The sequence below is a fragment of the Pareuzebyella sediminis genome (assembly GCF_008367235.1).
Classification (GTDB): Bacteria; Bacteroidota; Bacteroidia; order Flavobacteriales; family Flavobacteriaceae; genus Pareuzebyella; species Pareuzebyella sediminis.
Genome location: NZ_VTZS01000001.1, coordinates 1,245,219 through 1,257,050, shown reverse-complemented (window position 1 = coordinate 1,257,050; position 11,832 = coordinate 1,245,219). Strand labels below are relative to the sequence as shown.

Below are 11,832 nucleotides of genomic sequence, written 5' to 3'. Positions count from 1 at the left end.
TATTTCTACGGTCGGTTGAAAAAGGTTTGAGCAGGTACTCCATCTGTCTTGATCTGGATGGTTCGGGTGCGGTTCGTTTTTGCACGCACATTTTCAAACTTTTTCACAAAACCCGTTTCCGGAATTTGTACGATAATCGTATACCTCCCTTTGGCGAAGACCTTTGGCCGGTACGAATTACCTTTAATTCTAATAGCATGTACCAGTTTTTCATCGGAACTGAAAACCTTGACTACGGGCCGATGTTTTCCTTCTACTATAATCTCAGGTAACCACGCAATAGCTTTTCTTCCATAATTTTCTTTTTGGCGAATAGTGATTGGCCAACCAGGATATTGATTACCCTGTATTTTTGGATCCACAAAACGGGGCCAACATTCCGTTTTGATAGTACGGTCTTTTTTATTGAAGGTTACCAGTCCGTATCCCACGGCCCTATTGTGCAATATTTCTGGTTCTTTATGCACATTATGTGGGTTGGCGACCGCCCGAACTGTCATTTTGTTTCCAAACCCATCAATGTGATTACCAGTATAGGCCGGATTTTCATAGCTGTGTTCGTGGCTCTTGGTCGGGGGCCAGAACCTTCTTGGCCAAATATTGTTAAGTGCGGGCCCTGCAAAGGCAAAACCACTGTCGCCATGTTCTTGTAGCCCATATTGTACAAAGCTTGCCAGGTGCTGATCGCCTGCAATATGAAAGGCAAAGCCTTTTCGTATAATTTCAACGGCCAAATCTCGTTTGGCGGATGGCCACCCGTTGGAGTCCATATCGACCGTTGGACGGTCTCCCTCTATATACTCGCCTTTCTCGGGTATATACAAAGAGGGAATAACTTCGCCTGTTTTTGCTTCCTTAGGTAAGGTGGCCACGGTAGCAAAGTTGGTCTGGGAGAGAACAACTTTTATTTCAGTCCCCTCTGACCAATCCGTTACCCATTCTTCCAAAAAATGCTCCTGTCGCTCTCCCAATAGGTCGGCTTTGATATGTTTATATTTTTTGATATCGAATTCGTCGTTTAAAATCCATCCGTTGAAAACTTCCGCCTCTTTAGGCAAAACGTGTTTCGGAGCAGATTTAAACTTTCGGTCTTCGAGGATGGCAAAACTTATGCCCGCATAGTTCCAATTGGTGTAATATACACCGATACCTTGCTTTACAGGGGTCGGGTCGACCGCATCCGGTAAATGGCTGGTTTGTGTAAATTGAACCATGTTGACCCACTCAGCCGGCATTTTATACCCTCCTGAATCTTGTGCAGGGGCTCCGAACCCTTGGCTGACATCGGCCTTTTTGCCTTCTTCACCCCAAACATTTCCATGAAATACATCGTGATCATCAGGAATTATAGCACAGGGTTTATGTCTGAATAGTTCACGATAAGACCAACCGAACATGTACCATTTTCTTAGATAGTCTAAACAAGTCTTATCGAAATGTCCCCCAAAGTTAACCCCAAACCCTCCTGTGGCCTCGTAAAATTGGTCGCCAAGAAAAAGAATAATGTCTGGCTCCAGCTTGGTCATATTTTTTACGATATCGCTATCAGGAAACCCATAATCAAAGTTGCAACTGAAAACAGCCGCTTTAAGAGTTTCTTTCTCTTTCGGTTCTTTGGCAATCGTACCTTCGTAGTAATAGTGTTCGTTTTTATTTCTTAAAGGAAGCTCGACTACAAGGCGGTACGGAATATCTTCATTTTCTTCCCAGTTCTGCAGGGTGAAGTTAACTGCTCGTCCAGGATGATCGACTTTATCGGTTTTCATTGATTTCCATTGGCCACTCACCTTAGTTTGCAAGGTGACTGAATGGTTATCAATAGCTTCTATTGGCGCCAATTGGGCAGTGAGTTTTAGCTTTTTCCGATGCAGGGTATATTGCGCAAAGCATACAGGGCCAAAGGTGTTTTCCGCATTGGAATTCAGTTCTTCCGAAGTTATCGACCAACTGGAAAAAGAGGCAGAGGGTATTTCGGAACCCGTATTATTTTCGGCTTTCAAGTCGGCTATTAGGGCGAGATTGCCCTTAATTTGATCACTGGCCGCGTTCTTATGCTTTTGAACGAGAAGCTGGTCGGAATTTAAATCGGTAATGCTTACAATGAGTTCGTAGGTTTCCGCTTTAGGTCGGGCAATGGCTTCAACGGTAAGTCCGAACCCTTCAGGTATACCATTTAGACCTGTTTCAATTTGCGCATCGCCTATTTTCAATTTCCCCGATGGCAGAAGTCCGATATCCAGTCCCATACCAAATACGGCCGCCGATCTATAATCTTCGGTGGGACCTTTTCCTCCAAGACGTATTCCTAAACATCCGTCCTCAAGGGTGGCGCTTACTTTGTTCAAGGTTCTTATACCTATCGAAACGGTAAACCCGATCTGGGTTTCGGGTATTTGAACAGGAAGCAGATGAAGACTCCTATTGCTGTCGGTCACCTGACAAACTACCTCTCCATTTTTTATCTCCCAATCTTGCAATCGGTTTCCCCAATATTCTGGGCCACACCATTTCGTATCGGGCCAATTATGCCAATTGCTTTTAAAGACAACCCCTGTTTTATAGGGCCATAACCCTGAATCGGTCCGAGCCCATAAGCTGGGAGTAATACACGGAATGGCACTTCCGTATACTATTTTTTTCAAGTAATCGCGTCGTTTCATGCAATGTTTTTCAAATACTTATGACTTCAAACATACGTTTCAAAATTAAAAATCCTTTGAATTTCAATGAATTTACGCATTTTACGAGAATGGTTCTGCATTTCAGCAAAGACCTCTGATAGTCGGCCTGGCAATGCCGAAGTCTAATTTAGAATATAGGTCATCTTTGAAAGTAAGTTTTATTTTATTGATACCGTCTGGTGTGTCATTCACCAATTTTATAAGGACAATATTATAGCGTATCGCATCAAGTTTAGAAGGGTCATACCCCTAAATTCATTATTCAATTTATGAACTTAAAACACTTAAAAAAATGGAGACAAAAAGTAAAAAGTTAGTTGATCAACTAGAGGAAATTTTAGAGAAAAATAGGGATGCGCAAAAAGGATATGCAAAGGCGGCAGAAAATGCCGAGAGTCATAGTCTGCAGAGCTATTTTAACCGTAAGTCCAGCGAGCGGAAGTCATTTAATGATGCGCTTAGAGCTGAGCTTGTAGCGACCTATGATGAGATTGACGATGACGGCAGTTTTACGGGTACGATACACCGTACTTGGATGGACATTAAGAATTTCTTTTCCGGAAATAGCGATGAGGCTATGTTGGAGGAAGCAATTAGGGGTGACAAGGCCTCGGTAGAAGAATACGAAGAAGTATTGAAAGATACAGCGTTGCCAATGAGAGTTTCTACATTGATACGCGATCAAAATATGAAGATACGTACAGATTTGAATAAAATTAGGTCTTTGGAAGATTTGGAAGATTAATCAAATCGATAATTCGTTGAAAAGCATGCCCAGATTTTTCTGGGCATGCTTTTTTTTATACGAATATTATCGTCAGTTAGACTTGTTATAGCTTTCTCAATAAGCGATAAAAAGGAAGTACATCGCAAATACCAAAATGGGTAAGGTTTTGGTCTACAGCTTAGACTCTTTACATGAGAAACAAAAACATAGTGTATCTCCTTCTAATGGGAAAACCCGAACACCTTGGTGTTCGGGTCAAATAACCTAAATTAAGAAACTAATATAAATGATGGAAAATGATAAACTAAGGGTCTAACAGCTTTTTAAGGTTCCGATTTTCTATTTTTGTCGGTATCAACTCCGTCTTCTCCCAAAAGCTTTAAAAATCTTTTATAGTTATAGCGAGCCACCTTACGGCCAAGTTCAAGTCCTTCAATATTGTCCGCTTGAATATGGTACCCTCCCATTACCCGTGACATGCCGGCCATCTCCGCTGTTTTGGTAAAGGTGGGAAACTCCAACACCACAGGATCCCCCAAATTATCCGGTTCGGTGAGAGCTCCCGGTACCAATTCAACCTCGACGCCAAATTTTTCGTCTCCGGTAAATAATTTTAGGGCTTCTGCACATCCACCACTAATTGTGCTATGCCCAGAAACGTAACTTGGAAAAGGCGGACAGAGAAAAGAATCGGGGGAATAGGGCCTCCATTGTTGACCTTTCATTTCCGTCATGCCTTTCTCGGGGCCACCCCAAGCCTTGATCACCTGATCTTGATAGTATTTATGTACTAATGCATAGGGCCGGGCGAAATCGTAGTACATTTTTGAATCCCAACACGCTATGAAAGCATCCATTGCCACCGACTCTACCAAAAAATACATTTTGACATCCTCATCCAAGGTATTTTGGTCTCTGAGGGATACATCCAAGGCAAATTTAAGCCAGTGACCTGCTTGCTGTACCGATTTGGGTCCATCTCTCATGAACTCTACCAACGCTTTATTTTTCGGGGTTAAATTGGCCTGTAGATCAATAACCTCTTTCACCTCTTGTTCCAATTGTTCTGAGCCTATCATAGGCGGGGGGCCAGGCCGAAATTGATCGGCACTCTTTAATAACAGCGGTTTGACTTCTTGCCAATAGGGAGTCAAACAACCCGGGTCGTATTTTTCGCCATTTTCGTTAATAAAATATTTTGGCTGCCATCTGTTGATATCTACATTAGTTTCAATATCGTTAACCGGAGTATACCCCGAATAATCGAAATAGGGCTCTCCGTTCGACCCGGGCACTTCGCCGTATTGATTAGAACCATCGTTCTTACGCATATCAATGACCATCTTGGCCGCCAAGTTTCCAATACCTTCGGGAGTAGCAGGATCCATAGACATATTATCGGGGTCGAGGCCCAATTCTTCCATTTTATCCTTGAACATGGTACTGTCAGAATAGTAATATTCACTTAAAGCCCGATATGCTGCATAACTCACCGCAATTTGCTTGTTTTTTAAAGTTCTTTCACTTAGAGGACGACGGTCTACCTTGGAAAGATAAAGGGGACTGGCCTTTTCATCGTAGCGAGACCAAGCATCGAACATTGAGGTAAAGATTAGCCCGAGATACCTTGAAGTTATGGTTGGCCTTGGCTTAAAACGGTCGGTATCGTTCGCAGTACCCTCGAGAGCCATATAGGCCCATTGATGGGCTACATTATCCTTTCCGGTAGGTTCTTTAATCTGTTTGCTTGGGGAAGGGTCTTTTCCTTCAGTACCTCGAGCCGATAGGGCTACAAAAAGGACACATAACGAAACCCTGAATAATTTTAATTTCATTTCATAAGTAATTTAAGGTTCAATAATATAATTTTACATTCAATACGAGGAAACGAATGTACGAACCGCGGGTTTAAATTGATAAAAGGCCATAATTATTTGATGAACTATGAAATGCTTGATTGTTGATGACGACCCGTTGATTTGTGACCTTTTAGAGCATTTTTGCGGAAAGGTAAACGATATTGGCGGTGTAACCGTGGCAATGTCCGGTTTTGAAGCGGTCAATCTTATTAACAGTTCATCTTTTGACCTTGTTCTTCTTGATTTCGACCTTCCTGATATTACCGGCAAAGAAATTTTGAATATCATCAATGCCGATGCGGCGGTAATAATGGTGACTTCCAATAGGGATTTTGCTTCCGATTCTTACAATTATGATCAAGTCGTTGATTATTTGGTTAAACCCATAGACTTTGCCCGTTTTTTCCAAGGGTTTCAAAAAGCACAAAGTTTTCTGGCAAAAAAAACGTCGTCAGTTTCTAGACTTTTCATTAAAGAAGGACAGAAGCTGGTGAAGATTGATCTGCATGAAGTGGGCTATTTTAAGTCAGAGGCAAATTATATTGCGGTTGTACTTGAAAATAGGAAAATATTGACCTTGATGACCCTTAAGGACCTAGCCACTAAACTGCCCGATTTTTTTCAAAAGGTTCATCGGTCTTACATTGTAAATCTCAATAAAATAGAGGCTATTGATTCCAATTCCCTTAGGATAAAAAATGACGAGATTCCAATCAGCTCACGTTATGAAGAACAACTACTCAAAAAAATAAACCTGTTGAACTAGTTATTGTGCTGTCGCGTACGTACCATAATCCTTCGCACCTTATGATTTCCAATAATGCTCTTGTGCTTTGAAACAGCAAATGTAATAGCTGAAAACATTTGAAATAGTATAAAGGGCGTCGTCGTTTAAATCGGTCACTTTTTTGGGTATGGCCTTTTTGAAATCGGTAAGGTTCAAAGTATTGATGTGAGCGATAAGTTTATGCAATATCGCGTCCCATTCATTTTGATCTTTTGATACGGCGGCTTTATTTATTCTATCCAAATAGGTTTCAAACTCCTCCCGGAGTAGTTTAAGCACCTTGGTTATTTTAGCAGCTTCGTTGTCGTAATTGGCATAAATTACAGAAAAATCAGGGGTTTCAAATTCTTGACTCCCTAATAGTTGGTACACCATAGCTACAAGATTATCGGTGTCAAAGGGTTTTTGGAAATACAACGTACTTATGGATTTCATGATTTTCGGCTCAAGGGCTGAAATCAAGATTAGGGGACAATGAATTTTTTTTGTGGTAATCCAGTCCATAAGAAGGTCTACCAAACTTTGGTCTTCGATCATTAAGTCGCTGATCACTAGATCAGGGGAATCACGCTCCAGATGCAGGGAAGCACTTTCTATGTCTTTAACATGAGTAAGGACTAGTTTATTAGTATTAAACATATACTTGATCAATTCAGCGGTCGAAGCATCATCTTCAATGTAGAGTATCTTATAGTTGTGGGTCAATTGAGGTGCTGCCACGTTTTTAGTGACCGATTTAATTTCCGATGTAGTCCACTGGGCTTCGGTAATGGGGATTTTTACAAAAAATTCAGACCCTTCACCGGTTTTTGAAGTTGCTCGTAATGTGCCTCCAAACAATTCGGTCAATTGTTTTACGATGGAAAGGCCTAGGCCATACCCTCCATAACGCCCGGATAAATCTTGTTTTTCCCTAAAAAAGCGCTCATTGATTTTGGCGATATTTTCGGGTAAAATGCCTATGCCGGTATCTTTAACCCTAATTTCCAATATTTCTTTCTTCCCAGGGATGATTTTTGCCTCAAGAATAACACTACCTTTCTGGGTATATTTAAGGGCGTTAATGACCAAATTGGTTACAATTTGAGAGAGTCGAAGCGAATCCGTCTGATAGGGTCGCTCCCTGAGTTTCTTTTCAATACGCACTTGAAAGTCCAGTCCCTTCTGAAGCGCGTCATACTCGTAGTTTGCATGTATTTCCGATATGAGTTCGGCTATATCGGTAGGTTTATATGAAATCTCTAATTTACCTTCCACTAGCTTTTGATGGTCCAATACATCGTACATTAATCCCGCTAAATTAGTTGCGCTTCTTTCCAAGGAGGCGATGATGGGCAGTTGACTTTCAGGAGGTGACTGTTTACGTAGTAACTGCGTCAATCCCAATATGGCGTTCAAGGGAGTACGCATTTCATGGCTCATATTTTGTAAAAACTCGTCTTTCTGTTTTCGGGCCTCTTTTTCTTTTTCGATGACGGCGTTCAATTCACGAAGATTATGGTCAATCTTTGTTTTCATTTTGGAGAAAGTACTGGCCAAAACCCCTATTTCGTCTTTTCGGTTCGTGGGAAGGTCTATATCATCGCTAATTCCTTTATCATAATTTGCAATGGCTTGGGTTACCTGTACAATTTTTTTCGAGAAGAAGCTGACAAAGAACCAGGACATAAAAATAGAAAAGACACAGACCCAAAATAAAGTTTGAATACTTTCGTCCCGAACGGCATGTGCACTTCTCAGAAGTACATTCTGTTGTATGGCCGAGATAAGTACAATACTTCTTTTCTCCTGAAAATACGAAAGTCTTTTACTGAAACTTAGAAAGGCCTCGTTTTGGTCATCAATAAGTCTTCCGAAATAGGTACTTGAAGAAAGTAAGCTGTCTTTAGGCACTTGGAAGTCTGAGAAAAAGTTATGATTTAGATGAGTTTGTATTCCGAATTGTTTTTCCTTGTCAGGAGCATATAAATACTGACCCTGCTTATCAATGAGATAGAATTTTGATTCGTTACCCGATATTTGTGCCAGGTTTCTATATAACTGTACGAGACTCACGTTAATCACCAGTATGCCCACGAGCTTTTCGTCACTATTAAAAATGGGGCTGGCGGCACGAACCGTAGGAGTAGGCGGGTCACTGATAACCCCATATTCTTCGTTCAGGTTTATTTTGGAAAAGTATAACGCACCTTGATTAATCTTTACGGTCTCTTTGAAGTAATCGAGATTTCCCTTTTCTTGAAGGGTTTTGGGGGCGAAGACATTTTTGTTTCGCTTATCAAAACGGATTATCTCTTTGCCATTATTTTCGATTCCGATCAACCGTATCTGAAAATATGACCTTTTATTTTCAAGGGTACTACGGAAAAGGTGCTCGATATCATCTTTGGTCTTTTCCGTTGGTTGGTTCACGTAATTCTGAAGGGTAGGGCTTGAGGCAATTAAGGCTATGTCGTTCGATACCTCGTTAAGAAGGGAGTAAAATGACTGTTCGGCCAACTCCGAGGCATGCAGTATTCGTTCTTGCGAGTAGGCCACAATGACTCCAGAAGCCCTATTAAAGACAAGATATCCTGTCAATAAAATGCAAAAAATTAAAAGACCTGTAAAAAATAAGGCGAAACGGGTGACTATGGAATACCTAACTTTCATCGGGTGACGCTATGAACGGACACACCGAAAGTATGTTTTATTTAGGTCTAATGCAAAGAGGGAGGTCCGCGTCGTTTATCAAGAATATGTGGTACGCTTACGGCCGTAAACTTGAAATTTCTTTCTCGGCAACGTTCAATAGCTCCTTCAAGGCCTTTTTCTTCTGTTTTTCTTGGGTATTTTTCAAGTCAAATTGGGTTCTACGGATGAGCCTTTGACAATAAGCGATGCGCTGGTCGGTGTCGAAGGCCGAAATAGTATCCTTATAGAGTACATCCATTTCGGATAAACAACCAGGCTGGGAGGTCAGCTTGAAATATTCTGTTAATTTACTGAACATGATATCTGTATTGGTGGTTAGAAAATCCTTTATGCTAAAAGAAATCCTGAATTTTGATGTACGTAGATGACCACAAAAATTAGGCCAGACCTCGTTGGCCGAGATGGGATTTTTAAGTATTACCCTTGTTTCATAAAAGAAATTCGTGCTTAACCTCATTTTAGAGACTATATGGTCCGTTTTCCATCCCTTTGATTTCCATTTTCGCTGTTGCCTACCGTCTTAGTAGGAGTATGGTGAAGCTGGACCCTTCATTGCAGGAACCCTTTAACAATTGATATTCAGTATGGAAGGTATGTGGAGAGAGTTGATTCTAAGAAATTGCGATAAAGTTTGTTATACCTTTGGTAGTTGCCGAATCACTTTGTATCAATCGAAGTGATTTGTATAATAAAGATTTCATTTGATCAAAAGAAGTAGGCTTCTGGAGAAATTGATTGGCGCCATCCAACTTTAATTGGTTTATTTCTCTCTTTCGGTAATACGAAGAGAATACGATTACTTGAATGTCAGAAAATTTTGAAAAATTCCTTATGTCGGCCAAACATTCGAATCCGTCCATTATAGGCATATAGAGATCCAAAAAAATAGCATCGGGCAGTTCTTTGTCAGAGAACAGGTCGGCCATTAGATCGACACCATTATCGAATTGTGTTATATCTGTTTCAATGGGTAGTTCTCTTAAGGCTTCGATGAAAAGTTCACGGTCTTCGTGGTCATCGTCGGTCAAATAAATTTGTAGCGGTGTCATAGTTCAAACGTTTAGCGCGATCCTTTCAATTATTTTTTTCACGTTCGATTTTGATTTCAAAAAGCTTCTAATTCTTTACAACAACGAATGTGGGTTTAAACATGCGTACTAAAATAAGATGTATTCAATTGCTCAAGGATACTTATCCCTAATAATATTGACCCTAAAACTTTTAACGGTTGCGGGATTTCTAAATGAATCGGTAGCATTTGTTGTCTATGAGTGTTGTCGGAAAACGAATCATCTATATAGAAATTATAAAATTCGAATCGTTGAATTCAGCACAGGGGTCTTTCCAATCGGTATCGAGTATTTGTTTGATAGCACGGCTAAGTTTTGAATAATCGGACGGTTTTTGAAAAAAACCATCGGCACACAGCTCCTTTGCCTTTTTGACATCCGATTCACTGATGGAAGTGGAATAGACAATAACACAGATCCCTTTAAGATCAGGATTACTTCTAATATTTTTAAGCGCTTCGAAGCCGTTTTTGACGGGCATGTTGATATCCATGAAAATTATGGATGGCTGATCTGTGCTTGGATGTTCCAGTGCATTCATCAAAGTACGTCCGTTTTCAAAAAGTAGTACCTTGAGGTCCAATCCTAAATCAGCACAGACTTCAGTAAAGATTTCCCTGTCGTCGGCATCATCGTCCGCTAGTGCAATCACCGGTGGTTTTTGATTGATCATGTATGTAGTAGGTTGATAGTTATCAAATATACTGAAAATAACAAAAACAGGACCCTAAGATTTTCTACATATCATTCATACCCTTTTCTTATTCGAATCGCATCGTCGTAAAAGAATTTTATAGGTTATAGAAGTAGGTTCTTTGGCATGTTTACAAAAGAAAGACCGACTCTAATGGAGTCGGTCTTAAGTAGTAATCAACCTTAACTATTCACTATATTTTGAAATTAAACTGCCACGGACACAGTTTTTTGCCTGTCCTTATATTGTTTTGGGCTACAATTGTACTTCTTCTTGAAAATTTTGGAAAAATAACTACGGCTTGTAAAACCAATACTATAGACCACTTCCGAAATATTTAAATCGGTAGTTTTAATAAGGTGCTCGGCTTTTTGAATGCGCACGTCCCTTATATAATCAGTTACGGTGGTACCATGCATCAATTTAAAACCTTCTTGCAACTTGTTGGGTGAAAGACCCGATTTTCTACTTAGTTGCGCAATGCAAAGCTGAGTTTCGGGATAATTGTTCACAAATTTCGAAATTTCACTTACCGAATCGAGTTCACGTGAGCTCAGACTACCAAGCCCTTTATTTTTGTTGCTGGTGTCTTCTGCGTGTTGCTGAATTTCAAAACCTAAAATCATATGCACAAGCCCCTCAAGCAATAGATTTCTAACCACTCCTTCTTGACGAATAGCTTCAATATCTTGTATTTTATCAGCGATTTTAAGATTATAGGAACTGATGAAAATAGAATTCTCAACTCGTCCATTTTTCATAAATAATTCTTGAAGCCTAAAATTCAGGCTTGTAGGTTTTGGCGTAGCGGTTTTTGACGCTGTATTTACAACTATCAATGACATTTTAGTACGCACATCTTTAGTAAAAGTAAGTACATTGTCCGTATTTGGGGCACAAGTCAAAATTGCGGTTTGAAAATTTTCCACTCGGTTTGTTTCAGATTTAGTTTCCGAATCGAACTGATGTGTGATTTTCCCTCTAGAACAATAGGCAAAACAAACAGGAGCATATTCCGAATTTGAGATGCTTAAATTATAATCTTCCGAGCAGGTCATATCAAGTTCTAAATACGATATCCCTCCTTTGAATTCGATTCCCCGTATTTTTCCTTGTCCGAATTCGTTGGTAAAATTCAATACGTGTTCTTTAAAATCGACACTCAAAACACCACCAAAATTTTGGTGCAGTTGATTGAAAATTTTCTTTACCGACGTGGGCTTTAATTTTGTAGATGTCATAGTGTTTCTCTTTTTAGATTGCTGTTAGTTAAGAATCTCATTCCTCTTTTTAGATCTGTAACCGTTATTTGATGGTAGA

9 protein-coding genes are annotated in these 11,832 nt (G+C 40.1%); 2 read left to right on the top strand and 7 right to left on the bottom strand.

All coding sequences use genetic code 11. The annotated features are described in order from the left end of the window. Positions 1–5: 5 nt before the first annotated feature. The gene (locus tag F2B13_RS05325; protein ID WP_149303498.1) at positions 6–2,660 is read right to left on the bottom strand and encodes an alkaline phosphatase D family protein; all 2,655 of its coding nucleotides are present in this window, start codon (positions 2,658–2,660) and stop codon (positions 6–8) included. 313 nt (positions 2,661–2,973) lie between these two features. Between F2B13_RS05325 and F2B13_RS05320 the strand changes: the two genes are divergently transcribed. Further along, complete coding sequence (locus F2B13_RS05320) at positions 2,974–3,426, top strand: ferritin-like domain-containing protein (protein ID WP_149276240.1); 453 nt, start codon at positions 2,974–2,976, stop codon at positions 3,424–3,426. Positions 3,427–3,731: 305 nt separating this feature from the next. Here the strand turns inward: F2B13_RS05320 and F2B13_RS05315 are convergent, their stop codons facing one another. After that, entirely contained in the window at positions 3,732–5,243 is a 1,512-nt protein-coding gene (locus F2B13_RS05315) for a vanadium-dependent haloperoxidase (protein ID WP_149303496.1), read from the bottom strand. A gap of 109 nt (positions 5,244–5,352) precedes the next feature. Between F2B13_RS05315 and F2B13_RS05310 the strand changes: the two genes are divergently transcribed. Next, positions 5,353–6,033, top strand: a complete 681-nt coding sequence (locus tag F2B13_RS05310) for a LytR/AlgR family response regulator transcription factor (protein ID WP_149303494.1) — start codon at positions 5,353–5,355, stop codon at positions 6,031–6,033. A 39-nt stretch (positions 6,034–6,072) separates the two neighbouring features. Here F2B13_RS05310 and F2B13_RS05305 read toward each other — a convergent pair whose 3' ends face one another. The 5 genes from F2B13_RS05305 to F2B13_RS05285 all read right to left on the bottom strand — a co-directional run bounded on the left by F2B13_RS05305 (position 6,073) and on the right by F2B13_RS05285 (position 11,753). After that, positions 6,073–8,706 carry an ATP-binding protein gene (locus tag F2B13_RS05305; RefSeq protein WP_149303492.1) on the bottom strand — a complete coding sequence of 878 codons (2,634 nt, stop codon included), beginning with the start codon at positions 8,704–8,706 and terminating at the stop codon, positions 6,073–6,075. A 97-nt stretch (positions 8,707–8,803) separates the two neighbouring features. Then, entirely contained in the window at positions 8,804–9,205 is a 402-nt protein-coding gene (locus F2B13_RS05300; protein WP_149276236.1) for a hypothetical protein, read from the bottom strand. Positions 9,206–9,359: 154 nt separating this feature from the next. Continuing rightward, positions 9,360–9,797 (bottom strand): response regulator, encoded by a 438-nt coding sequence (locus tag F2B13_RS05295; RefSeq protein WP_149276235.1) that lies wholly within the window; start codon positions 9,795–9,797, stop codon positions 9,360–9,362. Between the two features lie 244 nt (positions 9,798–10,041). Beyond that, positions 10,042–10,491, bottom strand: a complete 450-nt coding sequence (locus F2B13_RS05290) for a response regulator (RefSeq protein WP_149303491.1) — start codon at positions 10,489–10,491, stop codon at positions 10,042–10,044. Between the two features lie 227 nt (positions 10,492–10,718). Continuing rightward, positions 10,719–11,753 (bottom strand): helix-turn-helix domain-containing protein, encoded by a 1,035-nt coding sequence (locus F2B13_RS05285; protein ID WP_149276233.1) that lies wholly within the window; start codon positions 11,751–11,753, stop codon positions 10,719–10,721. Positions 11,754–11,832: the final 79 nt, after the last annotated feature.

Coding starts and splice junctions, on each gene's coding strand:
- F2B13_RS05305 (WP_149303492.1), bottom strand. CDS start 8,706: ATGAAAGTTAGGTATTCCATAGTCACCCGTTTCGCCTTATTTTTTACA.
- F2B13_RS05300 (WP_149276236.1), bottom strand. CDS start 9,205: ATGAGGTTAAGCACGAATTTCTTTTATGAAACAAGGGTAATACTTAAA.
- F2B13_RS05325 (WP_149303498.1), bottom strand. CDS start 2,660: ATGAAACGACGCGATTACTTGAAAAAAATAGTATACGGAAGTGCCATT.
- F2B13_RS05320 (WP_149276240.1), top strand. CDS start 2,974: ATGGAGACAAAAAGTAAAAAGTTAGTTGATCAACTAGAGGAAATTTTA.
- F2B13_RS05285 (WP_149276233.1), bottom strand. CDS start 11,753: ATGACATCTACAAAATTAAAGCCCACGTCGGTAAAGAAAATTTTCAAT.
- F2B13_RS05315 (WP_149303496.1), bottom strand. CDS start 5,243: ATGAAATTAAAATTATTCAGGGTTTCGTTATGTGTCCTTTTTGTAGCC.
- F2B13_RS05310 (WP_149303494.1), top strand. CDS start 5,353: ATGAAATGCTTGATTGTTGATGACGACCCGTTGATTTGTGACCTTTTA.
- F2B13_RS05290 (WP_149303491.1), bottom strand. CDS start 10,491: ATGATCAATCAAAAACCACCGGTGATTGCACTAGCGGACGATGATGCC.
- F2B13_RS05295 (WP_149276235.1), bottom strand. CDS start 9,797: ATGACACCGCTACAAATTTATTTGACCGACGATGACCACGAAGACCGT.